Source organism: Paenibacillus sp. J5, assembly GCF_054955055.1.
In genome coordinates this window covers 1-22,178 of record NZ_JBUEDD010000023.1, presented here as the reverse complement: position 1 = coordinate 22,178, position 22,178 = coordinate 1, and the positions used below count along the sequence as shown (strand labels likewise).

The following is a 22,178-nucleotide window of genomic DNA, read 5'->3' as shown; positions in this document are numbered from 1 at the left end:
ATGACCGCAAACATAAAGGATATATACGCGCTGTCCCCAACACAGCGGGGAATGCTCTTCCATACTTTGTACGCGCCGGAGTCGGGCGTATATGTCGTGTCCTATAGCTGTGATTTTGAGGGCGAGTTGGAGCCTGGCCTGTTCGAGCAGGCATGGGGCGAGGTGATGAAGCGCCATGACATCTTGCGCACAGCCTTTGTATGGGAGGATACGGACAAGCCGGTGCAAATCGTACATCATCAGCTTGCGGTGCCGCTGGATGTGGAGGACTGGCGCAATCTGGCGGAGGCGGAGCAGCAAGAGCGGTTCGACGAGCGACTGCGCAAGCAGCGGAGCGTCGGGTTCGATCTGGCGCAGGCACCGCTGCTGCGGCTGGGGCTGATCCGGCTTCGGGATGACCGCTGGCGGTTCGTCTGGTTCTTCCACCATATCCTGCTGGACGGCTGGAGCATCTCGATTGTGATGGGGGAGCTGTTCGCCATCTACACGTCGCTGAGCAAGCGCGAGTCGTTGCGGCTGCCAGCCGTGCGGCCTTACCGCGATTATATTGCCTGGCAGCAGCGGCAAGATATGGAGCAGGCGGAGCAGTTCTGGCGCAGGATGCTGCAGGGAGCGGGAGCGCCTGCCTCTCTGCCAGCCGCCCCTGCGCCTGCGGGAAGCGGCTTCGGCGAGGCAGCCGCAAGCCTCGACGCGGAAGTGACGGAGAAGCTGCGCGAGCTGGCGCGCCGCCATCAGCTAACGCTAAGCACATTTGTATTAGGGGCATGGGGGCTCGTCCTTGCCCGCAACACGCGGGAGCAAGCGGTGACCGTCGGTACGACGGTCTCCGGCCGCCCGGCTCATCTCCCTGGCGTCGAGGCTATGGTGGGTCTGTTCATTAATACGCTCCCGGTGCGCATCAGCGCAGACCCAAGCAGCGATGTGCTGACGTACTTATCTGACCTGCAGGAGCTGCAGGCGAGCATACGCGAGTATGAATATTGTCCGCTGTCTGCTGTCCAGGGCTGGAGCGGCGCCGAGCGGGGGCAATCGCTGTTCGACAGCATCGTCGTGTTCGAGAATTACCCGATTCAGCAGGTAGCCGAGCAGGAGAGTGGCCTGCTGGAGCAGATCGTTCAGGTTCGCTCTGAGGAGCAGACCAACTATCCGATTACGTTAAGCGCAGTTCCTGGCGAATCGCTTGAGCTGTCGATTGCATACGACCGTGCGCTCTATGATCATGCAACGATCGAGCGGGTTGTGAGTCAACTGCTCACTGTGCTGACGGGCATGTCTGAGGATATGGAACGGACGCTGGCTTCTGTGCCGCTGCTGACGAAGGCTGAGCGCGAGCGCATGCTGGAGATGGCTTCGGGCGGGACAGCAGACTATGGGAGCAATCTGCTGGTGCACGAGCGGATCGCCGAGCAAGCGAAGCGGACGCCGGAGGCGATCGCGTTGCTATGCGGCGATGAATCGCTCACCTACCTGGAGCTGGAGAGGCGCGCTAGCCGGTTGGCCTCTTATCTGCAACGTCAGGGCGCCGGGCCGGGAGCGCTGGTGGGTCTATATTGCAACCGCTCGATTGAGCAGGCGGTGTCATTGCTGGCTGTACTCAAGGCGGGAGCGGCCTATGTGCCGCTGGACCCTGAATACCCGCAGGAGAGAATTGCCTATATGCTGTCGGATGCGAAGCTGAGCCTGCTGTTGACGACATCGGTGCTGGCCTCTGCACTGCCACAGACCGGAGTGCGGCTGATTATGCTGGACAAGGCTGCCGAGGAGTTGGCCAGTGAGCCGATCGATACGCCATATACTGGAGTCACGCCAGCCCATCCGGCTTATGTGATCTACACCTCAGGCTCTACAGGTACACCCAAGGGGGTCGTCATCAGCCATCATGCGCTGCGCAACCATAATCTGGCAGTCATCGACCAGTTCGGTCTGAGCGGTGACGACCGTGTGCTGCAATTCGCGACGATCAGCTTCGACGCGGCGGTCGAGGAGCTGTTCCCCACCTGGCTATGCGGGGCGGCTGTGGTTATGATGCCTGAGCGGCTGATGAGCCCGGCGGAATGCGGGGCGCTGGCCGAGCGCCATCAGGTGACGATATTAAATCTGCCTACCGCTTACTGGCATGAATGGGTCAGCGGCATGGCACAAGGACAAGCGACGCTTCCGACGACCGTTCGTGCCGTGATTGTTGGCGGCGAGCGGCCATCTCCAGAGCGCTTCGCCCAATGGCTGCAAGCGACGGCTGGACAAGTGGAATGGTTCAACACCTACGGGCCGACGGAGGCAACAGTCAGTTGCACGGTATTCCGCGCGAGCGAGGCAGTGAAGGATTATAAGGAGCTGCCGATGGGCCGACCGCTGCCGAACACGCAAATCTATGTGCTCGATGAGCGACTGGAGCCCGTGCCAGAAGGTGTGCTTGGGGAGATGTATATTGGCGGAGCGGGGCTGGCTATCGGCTACCTGAATAGGCCGGAGCTTGACCGGGAGCGGTTTGTAGCGAGCCCGTTCCAGACTGGAGAACGACTGTATCGTACAGGAGACCTCGGCCGGTATTTGCCGGACGGTCAACTGGAGTATGGCGGCCGAACGGATGATCAGGTGAAAATACGCGGATTCCGCATAGAATTGGGGGAAATTGAAGTTTACCTTGTACGTCATCCCAAGGTGCGGGACGCTGTGGTCGCGGCCAGGGAGGACAAGCCTGGCGACAAGCGGTTAGTCGCCTATGTTGTACAGCAAGAGGGCGAAACGGTGCATGAAGCGGAGCTGCGCGAGTATTTGCACGAGCTATTGCCTGCATATATGGTACCAGCCGCGATCGTCCGAATTGACGGGCTGCCGATGACGCCAAGCGGCAAGGTGGATCGCAAGGCGCTTCCGGCGCCGAATTATAGCCTTGCCGATTCGACGAAGGAGTCGGCGGCGCCGCGCAACCCGCTGGAGGAAGCTTTGTGTCGCATCTGGTCTTCGGTGCTTGGCGTGGAGCAGGTAGGTATAGATGACAGCTTCTTCGAGCTTGGCGGTGATTCCATTCTGTCCATCCAGGTTGTAGCCCGAGCGGCACAGGAAGGACTGCGGGTGACACCGCGCGATATATTCGAGCAGCGCACGATTGCCCAGTTGTCCCGAGTGGTACAGCAGGACGAGGCGCAAGACAGCGAGCCGGAACAGCTCGCAGGACCGCTGCCGCTCACCCCGATTCAGCATTGGTTCTTCGAACAGGATATTCAGGCGCGCCATCACTGGAACCAGGCGATGCTCCTGACGGTGCGCCAACCGGTAGATGAGACTGCGCTGCAGCAGGCGATGGACTGCCTGCTGGCTCATCATGATGCGCTGCGCATAGGCTTTGCCCCGGCAGAAGCAGGATGGGTGCCATCCATCGCAGAGGAACATGAGTTCAGCCTGCTGGAGAAGGTAGATCTGTCTGCTGTCTCTGAGCAGGATCTCCGCAAGGAGTTGGAGCAGTCGGCTGCAGCATGGCAACAGAGCTTGAGCTTGTCCGGGCCGCTTATGAGAGCGGTGCTGTTCAACCTGGGAGACGGCGAGCCAGCACGTCTGCTGCTGGTGGTTCATCATCTGGTCATCGATGCCGTGTCCTGGCAGATTCTGCTTGAGGATCTGGAGCAGGCTTACGAGGCAGCATCTCGTCAGCAGCAGCCAGCCCTGCCAGCCAAGACGACCTCATTTAAGAGATGGGCAGAGGAATTGCAGCGTTATGCAGCTTCTCCTGAGCTGAAGCAAGAGGCGCAATGGTGGCTGAAGGCGGCGGGGGCAGGTGCAGAGCGGCTCCCGACAGACTACCCGCTCGACGAGAGGGAGCTGAACGGACAGCGGCGCAACACGGAGAGCTCCGCGGCGACGATCTATGTCGAGCTGAGTGAGCAGGAGACGCAGCGGCTGCTGCGGGAGCTTCCGGAGGTATACCGTGCACAGATGAAGGAGGTGCTGCTGGCTGCATTGGCTCACAGCGTCGGAGAATGGAGCGGCTTGCGCCAAGTAGCGGTCGATGTAGAGGGGCACGGTCGCGAAGACATTATCGCAGGCGTCCAACTGTCTCGCACGGTCGGCTGGTTCACCACGCAGTATCCGGTCTATATGGACACGGCCAAGGCTCGGGGGCCGCAAGAGGCGATCGGGCATGTGAAGGAATTGCTGTCTGCTATGCCTAATAACGGGATCGGCTTCGGCCTGCTTCGTTATATGAGCGATCCAACGACCCGTGAGGAGCTAAGCCATCTGCCAAAGCCCGAGATCAGCTTTAACTACTTGGGTCAGTTCCGCCATCCATCTGCGTCGGAGGAGGGGAATGCATGGTTCGGTTTGGCGCCGGAAGCATCCGGGCCGGTGCTGGACGAAGCCAATATCCGTTCCTATCTGCTGGACATCAATGCGATGGTCAGCGGCGGACGGTTCAATATGACGTGGACATACAGCCGTGACCTGTATGAAGGCAGGACGGTTGAGCAGTTGGCTAATCGTTACCTGAGGACGCTGCGCTCCTTCATCTCGGCAAGCTTTGCGGACGAGGCGATACGCTATCATCCGGCAGACTTCCCGCTTGCAACGGTGACACAGGAGGAACTGGTCGGACAAGCTCAGATCGGGCGGCATACAGAGGATCTGTACGCGGTATCTCCGATGCAAGAGGGGATGCTGTTCCATACGGTGTATTCCCCCGGCTCCAGACAATATTTTGAGCAATCCAGCTTTGGACTGACAGGGAAGCTGGATGAGACGGCCTGGCAGCAGGCCTGGCAGCATATACTGAATCGGCATGCTATTTTGCGCACAGGCTTCATCTGGAACGGATTGGACAAGCCGCATCAGTTCGTCCTGCGCGCTGCTAAACTTCCATATGAGCGATTGGACTTTAGTGGACTGAGCGAGCAGGAGCAGGGTGCGGCATGGGTCGACTTTTTGGAGGCAGATCGGGAACGGCTGTTTGATCTGGGTGAGCCGCCGCTGCTGCGTATCACACTGATTCACTTCGGTGCAGAGAGCTACAGATGCGTATGGAGCTTTCATCATATTCTGCTGGATGGCTGGAGCATCCCGACGCTGCTTGCGGAGGTGCTGGCGAGCTATGACACATTGGCGCGCGGAGAACGAGTGGTGCACACGCCCGTCCAGTCGACTTATCGGGACTATATCGCCTGGCTTCAGCAGCAGGATATGAAGTCCGCCGAGGCTTATTGGAGATCACAGCTACAAGGGTTGACATCACCTACGGCACTGCCAGCCAGCCGCAGGTCACCAGGTGGACAGGACGCCAGTGCCGCAGTATCCTTCACGGTTCCGGCGCGATCAGCCGCACGCATGCAGGAGATGCTTCGTCATTGCGAGCTGACCTGGAGCACCCTGATTCAGGGAGCGTGGGCATTGCTGCTTAGCCGCTACACACGCGAGGAGGAGGTCATGTTCGGCGTCACCGTCGCTGGACGACCGACTGAACTGCCGAGCTTTGAAGCGATGATCGGACTGTTCATCAATACGCTGCCGCTGCGGGTTAGAATTCGTGAGGAGGAGACTGTGCAGCGCTGGCTGCAGCAGCTCGGCACGCAGATGCTGGAGCTTCGCCAATATGAATACAGTCCGCTCGCACAGATTCAAGGCTGGAGCGAGATGCCCAATGGGACGCCGCTGTTCGACAGTATTGTTGTATTCCAGAATTATCCGGTTAAGGAAGGACTGGAGCAGGGCAGCACGAATGAACTTCGCCTCCATAGCTTCCAGACCTTCGAGCAGACCAACTTCCCGATCACAGTCGTCGCGCTCCCTGGAGAGGAGTTGCTGCTGCAGTTGCTGTATGATCCGAGTCTATTCGCGGAGGAAAGCATGCAGCGGATGGCGGAGCAGATGGCTACACTGCTGCGGGAGATGGCAGACCGTCCGGCTCAGAGGCTGGGTCAACTGAATATGCTGACACGGCAAGAACGCGATCGGCTGCTGGTGGAATGGAATGCGACGGCGATGGAGCTGCCTAAGAGCACTGTGCTGGAACGGTTCGAGGATCAGGCACGCCGCCAGCCGTCAGCGCTTGCGATTGCATCCGCAGAACAGACGGCTAACTATGGTGAGCTGAATGCGATGGCTGAGCGGCTTGCGGACGCTCTGCGGGAAAGCGGTGTGCACAGCGGCAACATTGTAGCGATCTGCATGGAGCGTTCGGTTGAGCAGGCGGCCGCCATGCTCGGCATATGGAAGGCGGGAGCTGCCTATATGCCGCTTGATCCCGCATATCCGAAGGAGCGGCTGTTCTACATGCTGACGGATTCGCAGGTATCGGTGCTGTTGACACAGCAGCATCTTCTGAGCAAGCTGCCGGAATGGAATGGCAAGGCGCTGGCTGTCGAGCAGGCGCTGCAGCAGGAGGCAGGGAACAGCGGTGCGGGCGGAGTTGACAGCCAGAGGCTGCTTGGGCAGAACGACGCAGAGGCTTCAGCACAGCCATTGGCTTATGTGATCTACACCTCAGGCTCTACCGGACAACCGAAGGGAGTCGAAATTGCGCACAGCAGTCTGCTCAATCTGGTCTGCTGGCATGAGCAGACCTATCAGATTCAGCCGGATGACCGGGCTACCGTGCTGTCCGGTACAGCGTTCGATGCATCGGTGTGGGAGAGCTGGCCGTATCTGGCGACAGGCGCAAGCCTGCATATTCCAGATGAGGATACGAGGCTGCACCCGGAGGAGCTGCGCAATTGGCTGGTCGCTGAGCGCATCACCGTCTCCTTCGTACCGACGCCGCTTGCCGAGCCGATGCTGTCCCTGGTTTGGCCAGGGGATACAGCGCTGCGGGCGCTGCTGACAGGAGGGGACAGGCTTGTCCAGCATCCTCCAGAGTCGCTGCCCTTTGCACTGTACAACCATTACGGTCCATCGGAGGCAACGGTTGTTGCTACTGCGGGAAAGGTCGAGACCCGAAGCGCCATTGCAGAGCCGCATCCGCCATCGATCGGCCGACCGATTGCCAATACGTTCGTCTATCTGCTGGATCATCTGCTGCGTCCGGTTCCGCAGGGCGCTGTCGGCGAACTGTATATCGGCGGAGCGGGAGTTGCCAGAGGCTACCTCCATCGTCCAGAGCTGTCGGAGGAGCGCTTCGTGAACAGTCCGTTCAAGCGTGGTCAGAAGCTATACCGCACCGGAGACCTTGGCAAATATTTGCCCGGAGGAGAGATTGAATTCATCGGACGCAATGACGATCAGGTGAAAATACGCGGCATGCGAATCGAACTGGGAGAGATCGGAGCGGTGCTTGCCGCGCAGGAGATAGTGAAGGAAGCGGTCGTTGTGGTCAGAGAGGATCGTCCAGGCGAGAAGCGTCTGGCTGCCTATGTCGTGCTGCGATCAGGTCGGAATGTGGAGCGCTCAATGCAGGCTATCCGTCAGTCGCTCAAGGAACAGCTACCGAATTATATGGTTCCTGCGACCTTTACTGTGCTGGAGGGGCTGCCGCTTACACCAAATGGCAAGGTCGACCGCAGTAAGCTGCCGGTGCCGGAGTATGCGAAGGATGCTGCCGGCTATGTCGAGCCGCGCGATGCGAAGGAGCGCTCGCTGGCAGTGGTCTGGGAGGAGGTGCTGGGTATCTCGCCGATTGGGATACACGATAATTTCTTTGAACTGGGCGGCGACTCCATCTTGAGCATCCAGGTCGTGTCCCGAGCATCGCGTGCAGGCTTACGGCTGACGCCCAAGCAGATCTTCAACCAGCCTACGATTGCGGAGCTGGCCGCCGTTGCGGAGCATGCCGCGCATACACGATCCGCGCAAGGCCCAGTGACCGGCGAGATTGCATTGACACCCATTCAGCATTGGTTCCTGGAACAGCCGCTTGCGTACCGCAGCCATTGGAACCAGGCCATGCTGCTGACGGTTCGCGCTCCATTGCATGTGGCGGCGCTGGGGCAGTCAATCGCCGCGCTGGCGGTGCATCATGATACGCTGCGTATGCGATATGTCAAGGACGAGGCAGGCTGGCGGCAAATGGCAGGGAGCGTAGATGAGCAGGTGAAGCTGGAGGAGATCGATCTGTCCCGACTATCTGATGCCGAGCAGAGCGCGGCTATATCCGAACAATCTGACCTGCTTCAGCGCAGTCTCGATCTGCACCAAGGGCCAATTATGCGTGCTGTACTATTCAATCTCGGCCCGGATCGCGAGGCGCGGCTGCTGCTGATCATTCATCATATGGCAGTGGACGCTGTATCATGGCGCATTTTGCTTGAGGATCTGGAGGAGGCCTACAGCCAGACTGCGGCAGGGCTTGCGCCTGAGCTGCCGGCCAAGACGGTTTCTTATCAGGAATGGAGCAATCAGCTTCGTGCGTATGCCGATTCTGAAGCGGTGCAGGCCGAGGCGAATTACTGGCTGTCGATCGCAGATAAGCCGTTTGCTCCGCTCCCGGTTCGCGCAGGGCTTAGCGAGGCGGAACGAACCCAGGCGAATACCGCGGCATCCTTCCTTACGGTGGAGACACTGCTGAGCGAGGAGGAGACTCGAACGCTGCTCCAGGATGTTCCTGCATTATACCGTGCGAATATTCAGGATGCGCTCTTGATGGCGTGGCTGCAAGGCTTGCAGCGGCTTACCGGACAGACGGGCTTGCTCCTTCACATGGAGAGTCATGGCAGAGAGGAAATCACCGAAGGAATGGACACCTCGCGTACCGTCGGATGGTTTACCTCCATGTATCCGGTCTATGTGGAGCTTGCACCCAAGCTGTCTCCAGGCGCTGCGCTGAAGGCGATCAAGGAGCAGTTGCGCTTGGCGCCCGCACAGGGGTTAAGCTACGGAGCGCTGCGCTATCTGTCGCAAAATCAACAGCTTGCGGTCAAGATGCGCTCGCTGCCCGTCCCGCAGATCAGCTTCAACTATTTGGGTCAATTCCAGAACACAGAGGCTGAGGGAGGCGTGTTCGGCATGGCGCCTGAGGCTTCGGGCGATGTCCAGCATCCGCTCGATCCGCTCGCCCATCTGCTGGATACGGGCGGTATCCTATACGGCGGCAGACTGCAACTGTCAGCATCCTACAGCAGCAAGCTGTTTGAGGAGGAATGGATGAGCTCGCTGATCGAGCATGCGGCGCAGTCGCTGCGCGAGCTGATTGCTGCTTGCCGTGAAGGGGAGGAGGCGCGGTGGTCGCCTTCCGACTTCCCGCTTGCTCGTCTGAGCGAAGAGCAGATTACCCGTCATCTTGTCCCTGCGCGGCGCATCGAGGATGCTTATGTACTCGCACCAACCCAGGAGGGCATGTTGTTCCACTCTGTCTACGCGCCCGAATCGGGAGTGTACGTGCAGCAGGTGAGCTTTACGATTCAAGGTCAACTGGAGCGGGAGGCCTGGCAGCGGGCCTGGGAACGGCTGTGTGCCAGCCATTCGGTGCTGCGAACGGGTTTCATCTGGGAAGGACTGAGCGAGCCGCATCAGGTGGTCTACAGCGATGTGGAGTTGCCTTACGTTCACGAGGACTGGCAAAATCTGAGCGCTGAGGAGCAGACATCGAGACTGGCAGGCTATCTGGAGCAGGATCGGCGTCAGGGCTTCGATCTGCGGCAGGCTCCGCTCATGAGATTGGCCATGTTCCAGATGGACGAGCAAAACGCGCATTGCATCTGGACATTCCATCATCTGTTGCTGGACGGCTGGAGCATCCCGCTTGTTCTTGGCGAGCTGCTGCAGGCCTATGAGGCGTTCAATGCCGGAGAGGAGCCACAGCAAGCAAGCCGTAAGCCCTACCGCGACTATATCGCCTGGCTGCAGCGTCAGGACGCTGGGGCAGCCGAGCGCTACTGGACGGCGCGCCTACAGGGCTTCACCGCCCCGACACGGCTTAGTGTATGCAGTGCGCGGCCGATGGGAGCGTCCAACTATCTTCAGAACGAGCGGGAGCTGTCAGCGACGGCTACCGAGCAGCTCACGCTGCTGGCTCGCAGGCATAATGTGACATTGAGCACTGTGGTGCAGGGCATATGGGCACTGCTGCTCGCTCGTTATTCCGGGGAAAATGATGTGTTGTTCGGCTCGACGGCGGCTGGACGCCCCGCAGAGCTGCCGGGTGTGGAGCAGATGGTAGGCTTATTCATTCATACATTGCCGGTGCGTGTCCAGATGGACTCGCAGCAGCAGCTTGCAGAGTTCTTCCGGCAGCTCCAGAGCGAGCTGGTAGAGCAGCGCGAGCATGAGTTCAGCCCGCTGGTTGCGGTGCATGGCTGGAGCGAGGTGCCGCGCGGTGTCAATCTGTTCGATACGGTCGTTGTCTTCGAGAATTATCCGGTACAGGCGTTAGGCGGCGAGGCTGGCGATGGTCCGGGTGTTGCGTCATCCGAAACGATCGACCAGACGAATTATCCGCTGATGCTGGTGGCTGCACCGGGAGAATGCCTGACGCTGCGGCTGGCCTATGATAGCGCCTGGTATGAGGAAGAGGCGATGGCCCGCATGATGGGTCATCTGGAGATGCTGCTGGAGGATGCCGCCAAGGGGTGGGACAAGCCATGCGCCAGTCTGCGCATGATTACAGAAGCAGAGCGTGCGTTATTGCTGCCTAAGCAGGAGCAGAAGCTGGGATCGGGTGCAGGGGAGATGCGCATCCATGACGGGTTCGCCCGGATGGCGGAGCGAAGTCCTGGCAGGATTGCACTCGTATGCGGCGAGCAGACGATGACCTATGCGGAATTGAACGAGCGTACTAACAGGCTGGCCCATTATTTGCAACGGCAGGGTGTGGGGCCTGAGGTGCTGGTGGGCGTCTGTCTGGAGCGCTCGCTGGAGCTGATGGTGGCGATTATCGCCATTCTCAAGGCAGGAGGGGCATATGTGCCGCTCGATCCATCGTATCCTGTGGAGCGTCTATCATTTATGATCGAGGATTCCCGAATGTCGCTGCTCGTTGCGCAAGGAAGCACCCGGCAGGCGATCGCTGCATACAGCGGACCATTGGTGGATCTGGATGAGCTCGGTGCAGAGCTGGCTGCGGAGTCTGTGGTTGCGCCTGTGTCCTCTGCTGGTGGCGACAATCTGGCGTATGTGATTTATACGTCAGGCTCGACAGGCACACCGAAGGGCGTTGCCGTATGCCATCGCCATGTCGTTCGCTTGTTCACGGCCACCGAAGCCGTATACGGCTTCAATGAAACGGATGTATGGACGCTGTTCCATTCGTATGCATTTGACTTCTCTGTATGGGAAATGTGGGGTGCGCTCCTGTACGGCGGCCGTCTGGTCATCGTTCCACAGCATATTAGCCGCTCCACTGAAGACTTTGGACGCTTGCTGGCAGAGCAGCAGGTGACTGTGCTGAATCAGACGCCTTCCGCCTTTTATGCTCTGATGCGGGTGGAGCGGGAGATGGACGTAGCTGCTTCATCTTTGCGCTATATCATTTTCGGCGGTGAAGCGCTGGAATTGCAGGCTCTGCGCCCATGGCTGGAGCGGTATGGCGACCAGCGCCCTATGCTGGTCAATATGTATGGCATTACCGAGACGACCGTCCATGTCACGTACCGACCGATCACAAGGCAGGATGTGGAGGCGGAAAGCGGCAGCCTCATCGGGCAGCCGATTGCCGATCTGCAGCTATATGTGCTGGATGACGGGCTGCAGCCTGTTCCGATTGGAGTTCCAGGTGAAATGTATGTAGCGGGAGCCGGTGTGACACGTGGTTATCTGCACCGTCCCGAGCTGACGGCGGAGCGCTTCCTGGCGAATCCGTATGCTGATGACCCGCAGGAGAGGCTGTACCGGACTGGCGATCTGGCCTGCCGGATGTCAGGCGGGGAACTGGTCTATATGGGACGCGCCGACGATCAGGTCAAAATCCGCGGCTTCCGCATTGAATTGGGCGAGATCGAGGCGCGGTTGGCTCATCATCCAGATGTGCGCGAGGCGGTTGTGCTGGCGCGCCAGGACGACCTGCCGGAGAAACGGCTGGTCGCTTATGTGGCGACAGACCAGCCGGAGCTGGCATCTGCCGAGCTTCGCAGTTACCTGGCTGCGCGTCTGCCGGATTATATGGTGCCGTCTGCCTTTGTCTTCATGAATGCTTTCCCGATGACGGGCAACGGCAAGACGGATCGCAAGGCGCTGCCTGCCCCTGCAGCCTCCCGGCCTGAGCTGGAGCGAGGCTATGTGGAGCCGCGCACGCCTGCCGAGCGCAAGCTTGCAGCGATCTGGGCGGAGGTGATCGGCCTGGAGCGGGTCGGTGTCCATGACAACTTCTTTGAACTGGGCGGTCATTCCTTGATTGCCACTCGGCTGATGTCCCGCATTCGCGACGTGTTTGATACGGATATTCCGCTTCGAGCGATCTTTGATGCACCTACGGTAGAGGCGCTGGCGTTACAAATTCAACAATCTGAGCAAGAACAAGCCGATGCAGCAGTGCTGGAAGAGCTATTGGATGAGCTTGAAGGCATCTCGGAGGAGGAGCTCCTGCAATTGATGGGGGAGCAGGCGGCAGATAAGGAGAATGAATAGATGAGTGATATGAATGCCCGCTTGGCGGCGCTGAGCCCGGAGCAGCGCGAGCTGCTGATGAGAAAATTGGAGGAGAGGAAGACGGCCGCCAGGCCGTCTCCGCTGCCTCGTCCCTTAGATTCGGAGGGGGTTGAGCTGTCCTATGCCCAGCAGCGGTTATGGCTGCTGGATCAGCTCGACTCCGGCACCAGCCACTATAACATTCCGTATGCGGTTCGATTATCCGGAGCGCTTCATCAAGCTGCCCTGCAGGGTAGCATGACTGAAATTATCCGGCGGCATGGCACGCTGCGCACCCGCTTTGTCGAGCGTGAGGGGAAGGCGCGGCAGCTTGTTGACCCGGTGGAGGAGGGATGGAGCTTCCCGCTCGCACGAGCCGATGCGCAGGCTGAGGGGGGAGATGTAGAGGAAGCTGCACTGCGGCTGGCGAATGCGGAGGCTGCGCGCCCGTTTGATCTGGCTGTAGGCCCGCTGCTCCGCGGCCTGTTGATTCGGCTCGGAGAGCAGGATCATGTATTGCTGATCACGTTTCACCATATTGTGTTTGACGGCTGGTCGCTCCAAATTTTCCAGCAGGAGCTATGGCAGCTCTATGCGTGCATCACAGCGGGTTTGCCCTCGCCACTTCCGGCCTTGCCGATTCAATATACGGATTATGCAATCTGGCAGCGGGAGCGGCTGAGCGAGGCCGGCCTGAAGCAGCAGCTCGATTATTGGCGCGGCAAGCTCCAAGGGGCGGATCATGTGCTGGAGCTGCCTTCGGATCGTCCACGGCCGGCGCTGCAAACCTTCAATGGCGATATTGTATCCCTTCCTGTGGGGGAGTCGCTCATTCAGCCTTTGCGCGAGCTGAGCCGCAAGGAAGGGGCGAGCTTGTTCATGACTCTGCTGGCTGCCTTCAAGGCGCTGCTCTTCCGCTATACGGGCAAGCAGGACATCCTGGTCGGCACGCCTGTCGCCAATAGAGGACTATCTGAAATTGAAGGCTTGATCGGATTTTTCGTCAATACGCTGGTGCTGCGCAGCGAGCTTGAAGGCGGGATGAGCTTCCGCGAGCTGCTGCGCCAGGTCAGGCAGACGGCGCTGGACGCCTATTCGCATCAGGATGTGCCGTTTGAACGGCTGGTGGATGCGCTGCAGCCTGGACGTGCGGTGAGCCATTCTCCACTGTTCCAGGTGATGTTCACGCTGGATGAGGATAATGGAGTGGCAGGCGAGCCAGTTGAGGGGGGCGAGTTCTCGGTGGAGCCCTTCGCTCTAGGCAGCCGCAGCGCCAAGTTCGATCTGACCTTGATGATGCTCGATACCGGAACGAATGGCATGATTGCCCAAATGGAATACAACAGCGATCTGTTCGACGCGGACACGATCATTCACATGCTCGATCATCTGTGCCACCTCCTCGCAGCGGCGGCTGCAAGTCCAGATCAGCAGATTGCCAAGCTGCCCATGCTGGGAGAGCTAGAGCTGCAAACTTTGTTGACGGAGCGCAATCAGACCGCATGTGATGCCCCGGCAGACGTTCACTGCGTGCATGGACGAATCGCAGAATGGGCAGAGCAGCAGCCTGATGCCCCGGCCGTGGTTGACGGCGGCGGAGTGTTGACCTACAGGGAGTTGAACGCACGCGCGAACCAACTCGCTCATCATTTGCGCCAACTGGGAGTTAAGGAGGAGACGGTGGTCGGCGTGCTGGCGGATCGCTCTGCTGCGCAGGTAACCGCCTTGCTGGCAATCATGAAGGCTGGCGGCGCCTACTTGCCGATTGACCCGGCATATCCTTCGGAGCGCGCCGCCTATATGCTTGAGGAGTCAGGAGCCGTGGTGCTTCTGGCAGAGCAGCGCTTGCTGCCTCAGGCTCCCGCGACCGCAGCAACGGTCATCGAGCTGGATGATGTACAGCGGTATGCCGGCAAGCCGAGCGACGTTGCGCCCGCAGGCTCCGCGCAGTCGGAGCAACTGGCCTATGTGATCTTTACTTCGGGCTCGACCGGCAAGCCCAAGGGCGTTCAGATCGAGCATCGCGGCTTACTGAATCTGATTCATTGGCATCAACGGGCGTATGGGCTGACAGCCTCGGACCGAACGACACTGTACGCTGGGCCGGCATTCGACGCCTCCGTATGGGAGCTGTGGCCGACGCTCACAGCAGGCGCGGCGCTATATATTCCTGATCCCGAGCTGCGCGCTGATCCGGTCGGACTGCGCGATTGGATGGTGCACCATGGCGTGACGGTCAGCTTCCTGCCTACACCGATGGCGGAGGCCGTCATGTCGCTGGATTGGCCTGCCGACTGTCCATTGCGCCAGTTGCTTACTGGAGGAGACCGATTGCGGCACTATCCACCTGGCAAGCTTCCATTTGACCTGGTGAATCATTATGGACCAACGGAGGCGACAGTTGTTGCGCTGGCGGGTGTGGTTGCTCCTGTATCGGTTCATGACAGCCGGCTGCAGCTTCCATCGATCGGTCGACCGATCGACAATACAATGATTTATGTGCTGGATGAGCACATGCAGCCGGTTCCAGACGGCGTAAGCGGAGAGCTGTATATTGGCGGCGCAGGGCTCGCGCGCGGCTACATCAGGCAGCCGCTGCTGACGGCCGAGCGATTCGTTCCCCATCCATTCCGACCGGGCGAGCGGCTATACAGAACGGGCGATATGGTGCGCTACTTGCGGGATGGCACGCTGGCCTTTCTGGGACGCAAGGACGATCAAGTCAGTATTCGCGGCTATCGGATCGAGCTGGGAGAAATCGAGCAATCGCTTGTGGAGCATCCGTCCATCCAGGAAGCAGTCATTCTGGTCAAGGAAGGGCAATCCGGTGCAAGCCAGCTGGTGGCCTATGTTGTTCCCGCCGCCTGCTCGTCCCCGCAGAGCCAGCAAGCAGCAGACGACGCTGCTATCCACAGGGAGGAGTGGCGTGCATATCTGCGCTCCCGCCTGCCGGAGTATATGATTCCTTCTGTCTTCGTAACGCTGGAGAGGATGCCCGTAACTGCTAACGGCAAGGTGGATCGCCGTGCGCTGCCGGAGGCGGAGCTCCCGGATGAGATGAAGATACATACGCCTCCGCGCACGGATAAGGAACAGACGCTGGCTGATGTATGGGCTGAGGTGCTTGGCGTTTCGCCCATTGGCATTCATGATAATTTCTTCGAGCTGGGCGGGGATTCCATACTGAGCATCCAGATTGTAAGCCGCTGTCGTGCGAGAGGGCTGCAATTAACGCCGAAGCAGTTGTTCCGGTATCAGACCATTGCCGAGCTGGCTCCAGAGATTTCCTTGGGGGCGGCGGTGGAGGCAGAGCAGGGAATGGTGAGCGGATCGGCTCCGCTTGTGCCCATTCAGCGCTGGTTCTTCGAGCAGCCGTGGCAGTCGCCTCATCATTTCAATCAATCCATGATGTTCTGCGTTCATCCGTCGTTGACCCTCGACCATCTGAGGGCTGTAGTGGAACGGCTGCTCGCGCATCATGATGCGCTGCGGGCACGGTTCGTTCAGGAGGATGGGGTATGGGAGCAGTCCTATGCCGACGCGGTATCGCATGACGCGCTCATCTCGATCGACCTGAGCGGCATCCCTGCTGAGCAGCAGCAGGAGATGATCGAGCGACAGGCAGCCGAGGCGCAGCGCCAGATCGCACTGGATGCCGGCATGCTGCTGAGGGCGGTGCATTTTGACCTCGGGCCAGGTCAGACGGGCAGGCTGCTGCTGGTGATCCATCATCTGGGGGTCGACGGTGTCTCCTGGCGAATTATTATGGAGGATCTGGAGACGATCGGGCAGAGGGTGCTGGAGGGTCATGCGATCCAGTTGCCGCCAAAGACAACGGCCTATCGTGATTGGGCCGGCAAGCTGGCTGCGTATGCGACTGGGGACAAGCTCCAGTCAGACGCATCCTACTGGCTATCCGGGAACTGGCAGGAGGTGACCGGGCTTCCGGTTGATCATGTGACGGGGCACAACACGGTGGAATCGTCCCGCGATGTGGTGACAGAGCTGTCCGCGTCGAGGACACAGCAGTTGCTGCAGGAAGTGCCTGCTGCATATCGTACTCAGATTAACGATCTGCTATTGGCAGCACTGCTGCGCACGGTGTTCTCCTGGTCAGGCAATGCTCGTCTGCTCCTTCATATGGAAGGGCACGGCCGCGAGGAGTTGTTCGCTGAAGCGGATGTTTCCCGTACAGTCGGATGGTTTACCTCGATGTATCCCGTGCTGCTCGAAGCAAGCGGAGCTTCGGATGCTGCTCAATCGATCAAGTCGGTCAAGGAGCAGTTGCGCCGAATACCTCGCAATGGTATAGGCTACGGCTTGCTGCGCTACATGAACGGAAACGAGAGGGCGAAGCAGCTTGGTGAGCTGCCAAAGCCGCAGCTCAGCTTCAATTACCTGGGGCAGTTCGATCAAGTGTTGACCACCAAGGAGGATCGCCTGTTCGCTCAGGCCCCCGAGTCGACCGGGGCAGAGCAGGACGAGCGCGAGCAGCGCCTGCATCTGATCGATCTGACCGGGCTCGTCGCGGGCGGCACGCTGCGAATGACATGGACATATAGCGAGCATCGTCATGAACGAGCCAGTATTGTGAGACTTGCTGAGCGGTATATGCAGGAGCTGGAGCAGTTGATTGCGCATTGCCTGCAGCCGAGCTCCGGGGGCGTAACGCCAACAGACTTCCCGCTGGCGAAGCTGTCACAGCCTCAGCTTGACGGCTTGCTCGGGGATGGCCGCGGTGTGGAGGATGTATATCCGCTGTCGCCGATGCAGCAGGGGATGCTGTTCCATACCGCCTATGAGCCAGGCTCGCCCGCCTATTTTGAGCAGATGAGCTGGGTGATCCAGGGCGACTTCCATCCCGATGCGATGGAACAGGCCTGGAAGCAGGCAGCGGCGCGCCATGCGGTGCTGCGGACGGCATTTTTCTGGGAGGAGCTGGATGCTCCGCATCAGGTTGTCTACCGCCATGCGGTCGTCCCCGTTGAGCGGCGAGACTGGCGCATGCATAGCGAAGCAGAGCGCGAGGCGATGATTGAGGAGTGGCTGCTGGCGGACAGGCGGCAAGGATTCGATCTGGAGCGTGCGCCGCTCATGCGGATGGCCTTCATTCGCCTGACGGAGGATAGTCATTATTTCCTGTGGAGCTACCATCATCTGCTGCTGGACGGCTGGAGCATGAACGCTCTGATCGCCGAGGTACTGCAGGGCTATCATGCTGCTGTAGAGGGCAGCGAGCTGACGCTGGGAGCGCTTCGTCCTTACCGGGACTATATTGAGTGGCTGCAGCAGCAGGATATGGAGCGGGCCAAGCGGTACTGGCAAGAGCTGCTGCAAGGGTTCGCTGAGCCTACGCCGTTGCCTGGGCAACTGGCAGCAGGAGGTTCGGAGCCGGGCGAGCACTGTACGGAGCGGCTGGCGATGTCCAGCGAAGCGACAGAGCAACTGCACAGCTTTACACGACGTCATCAGTTGACAGCCAGCTCTGTAATCCAGGGCGCCTGGGCGTTGCTGCTCAGCTTGTATGGCGGCGGCAAGGACATCGTATTCGGTTCTACAGTGTCTGGGCGGCCTGCGGAGCTGGACGGAGTGGAATCGATGATGGGCATCTTCATTAATACGCTGCCTGTACGCATCGCTATACCGGAGCAACAGACCGTGCTGGCGTGGCTGCGAGAGGTGCAGAGCAAGCAGGCGGAGCAACGAGAGTATGAGTATAGCCCGTTGCAGATGATACAAGGCTGCAGCAGCTTGGGGCAGGGGGGCCAGTTGTTCGACAGTCTGGTTGTATTTGAGAACTACCCGGCCAGCGCTGCGGGTCAGCAAGCAGATGATGGGGGCGGGCTGTCCATCGGCTCGATGTATCTGTTTGAACAGACGAACTATCCACTGACGCTGCTGGCGGTTCCGGGGGACCCGTTCGAGCTGGCACTCACCTATGATCCGGCTCGCCTGTCGACACAGGCAGCGAAGCGGTTGCTGAACCATCTATTCAGCCTAATCGCGACAATGTGCGCAGATGGTGGGCAGCATGTTAGCTCACTCGCTCTACTAAGCGATCAGGAGCAGGAGCAGTTGAACCGCTGGAATATGACCGATGCGGAGTATCCGCTGGAGCAATGCATTCACCAACTGATAGAGCAGCAGGCGCAGCGCACGCCGCTACTGCCTGCGGTCATCTGCAATGAGCAGGCGTGGAGCTATGCCGAGCTGGATGCGCGGGCGAATCAGTTGGCGCGTTATCTGCAGCGTCTTGGCGTCGGTCCGGAGACGATAGTTGGCGTATGTCTGGAGCGATCCCTGGAAATGGCGCTAGCTCTGCTGGCGATTATGAAGGCGGGCGGGGCATATCTCCCGATAGATCCTGATTATCCTCACGATCGCATCGCCTTCATGCTGGAGGATTCCGGCATGCCGCTGGTGCTCAGCGTCCGCGAACTGTCGCATTGCCTGCCGGAGCCGTCGAGGACGTTGTGCCTGGATGAACTGCAAGCGGCTATCGCAGCGGAGAGCGCTGAAAGGCTGGCTGATGGGACTGATCTGGCAACAGCGTCAGAGACAGAGGCAGGGACAGGGGCAAGCTCCCGAGCTTCACGACCGTCTCCAGACCATATGTGCTATGTCATCTATACTTCCGGCTCGACAGGACGGCCGAAGGGGGTCGTCAATATACACCGCGCCGTGGTGAATCGACTGTTATGGATGCAGGAGCGTTATGCATTGACGGCAGAGGATCGTGTGCTGCAAAAAACACCGTTCAGCTTCGACGTATCAGTCTGGGAGTTTTTCTGGCCGCTCATAACCGGGGCAGCACTGGTGCTGGCAGCGCCCGGCGGACATCGGGATTCGGCATATCTGCGCGATCTGATCGTCCGTGAGCGCATCTCGGTCATACATTTTGTGCCATCGATGCTGCAGGCGTTCTTGGAGGAGGAGGAGATTGAGCGTTGTGCTTCAATCCGCCATGTTATGTGCAGCGGCGAAGCTCTCCCTTACCCTAGCCAGGAACGATTCTTCGCAAGAATGGATGCAGAGCTGCACAATCTCTACGGGCCGACGGAGGCAGCGATTGATGTGACCCACTGGACATGCCGTCGTGATAGCGCACTGCGCGTTGTGCCGATCGGTGTACCCATTGCCAATATTCGCATCCATATACTGGATGAGCAGTTGCGGCCCGTGCCTGTCGGCGTGCCAGGCGAGCTGCATATTGGCGGCATCGGTCTGGCTCGCGGCTATCTGAACCAGTCGAAGCTGACTGCGGAGCGGTTCATCCGCGATCCCTTCGATGCTTCTGGAGCCTCCCGCCTCTATAAGACGGGAGACCTGGCGCGCTACATGGAGGATGGTGTAATCGAGTATCTCGGGCGTATAGACCATCAGGTGAAAATTCGCGGCTTTCGCATTGAGCTCGGTGAGATCGAAGCTGTGCTCGCCTCTCATCCTGCGGTTCGGGAGGCGGCGGTTATCGCTCGCGAGTTGGCTGGAGGACATAAGCAGCTTGCGGCGTATGTCGCTCGAGTACAGGGAGAGAAGATCGATTCTGCGGAGCTGAGCCAGTTCCTGCGGGAGAAGCTGCCAGACTACATGGTGCCCGCTAGCTATACGTTCCTTGATGCGATGCCGCTGTCTCCTAATGGGAAGCTGGATCGCAAGGCGCTGCCCGCTCCGCAGACAGGCCAAATGGCGGAGGACAAGCCGCTGGAGCTGCCGCGTACAGAGCTGGAACGACAGCTCGCTGGAATCTGGAGCGATGTGCTGGGCGTGAAGCAAGTGGGCGTGCACGACAATTACTTCGAGCTTGGCGGCGACTCGATATTAAGCTTGCAGATGGTGTCCCGTGCCCGGCAAGCCGGGGTCCATATTACACCTAAGCTCGTATTCGAGCAGCCGACGATAGCCAGGCTGGCTGCATCAGCCGTATGGAAGCAAGTACAAGCGGAGCAAGGCGAGGTGATCGGCGAGGTTGTGTTAACGCCAGTACAGCATTGGTTCTTCGAGAGGGAGATGGAGCATCGCGATTACTGGAATCAGTCGATGCTGCTGTCTGTAGCAACGCCGGTTGACCGTGTGGCGCTGGAGGCAGCTATGGCGAAGCTGATTCGCCAACATGATGCCCTGCGTCTGCGTTTTGAAAGGAAGAAAGGCGAGTGGAGACAGTGGTCTGAGGCGGCACATGATGAATCAATCCTAGAGTATCAAGATTTGTCAGGGTTGACTGAACAGGACAGACATACGGCGATCGTCGAATTCACCGGAAGGCTGCAAGCAGGTCTGAATCTATCAGACGGCCCTCTAATGAGGGCGGCGCTGCTCGAAAGCCGGGAGCATGGATTCGCCCGATTGTTTATCGTCATTCACCATCTGGCCGTTGATGCCGTGTCCTGGCGCATCCTGGCTGAAGATCTGGAGGCAGCCTATGGCCATATAAAGGCAGGCCATCAGATACAGCTTCCGACGAAAACCACCTCGTACCAACAGTACGCCGCCCGTCTTGCACAATATGCGCAAGCTGTGGAGGTTCGCCAAGAGCTAGAGCATTGGCGCACGCTAGCGGAGCCGCTCGTAATCAACCTGCCGTGGCAGGATTGCAGCAGTTATGCGGAAGCGGCGAGCCGCAATACGGCAGACACTGTCCGCTCGGTATCTGCTGCGCTCTCTGCCAAGGAGACGCGGGCACTGCTGCAGGAGGTGCCGTCGGTGTATCGTACTCATATCAACGATGTGCTGTTGACGGCACTGATGGAGGCGTACTATCAGTGGACGGGACTTACCCAGCTTCAGATCGATATGGAGGGGCATGGACGGGAGGAGCTGTTCGACGACGTGGATGTATCGCGCACCGTCGGCTGGTTCACCTCCATCTACCCGGTGCGCCTGCAAGCCGTGCCGGGTGAGGAGCCGGGCAGCTCGCTCAAGCGGGTCAAGGAGGAGCTCCGCCGTATTCCGAGAAGGGGAATGGGCTATGGCTTGCTGCGTTATCTGTGTCGTGACAGCGAGGCATCCCGGTGGCTGTCCACGATGCCAGAGTCTGTGGCATTGTTCAATTATCTGGGTCAGTCGAGTCAGTCTCAGAGCCAGGGCGATGTGACGGATGCATGGTTTGCTCCGGCTTATGAGGAGACGGCACTCGACAGCAGTTCGTCCGGCCTCCGGCGCTACTTGATCGAGATTGCCGCTATGGTGACGGATGGATGCTTCCATGCAGGTCTGCTGTTCAGCGAGCGGATATTCCGGGAAGACGAGATGTCCAAGCTGGCGAAGCTGTATGTACAATCGCTCCGCGACATCATTGCCCACTGCCGCAGCGTTGGGGCAGGAGGCGTGACGCCTTCGGATTTCCCGCTGGTATCCATCACGTCTACGCGCCTCGACCAGCTATACAGACAAGAGCCGCATCTGCAAGATCTGTATCCATTGACACCGATGCAGACCGGAATGCTATTCCATTCGCTTGCAGAGCCTCATTCCGGCATCTATTGCGAGCAGAGCTGCTTTACGTTGAAGGGAGCGTTCCAAAGGGATGCTTTCGTGACGGCATGGGCTCGTGTATGGAATCGCCATCCGGTGTTATGCAGCCGAGTCGAGTGGGAAGGGTTGGGGCATCCCGTGTTGGTGCTGGCAAAGGAAGCAGCTCTGCCGATCGTGGAGCTGGACTGGAGCGAGTATTCGTCTTCAGAGCAGGAGACTAAGCTGGA

Annotated in this window: 2 protein-coding genes; both read left to right on the top strand. The window is 59.4% G+C overall.

What is annotated here, in order from left to right:
• Positions 1-12,480, top strand: coding sequence for a non-ribosomal peptide synthetase (locus tag ACY1JZ_RS25870; RefSeq protein ID WP_462631649.1), 12,480 nt, complete (start codon positions 1-3; stop codon positions 12,478-12,480).
• Positions 12,481-22,178: non-ribosomal peptide synthetase (locus tag ACY1JZ_RS25865; RefSeq protein ID WP_462631647.1), on the top strand; the 9,698-nt coding region annotated here is incomplete at its 3' end.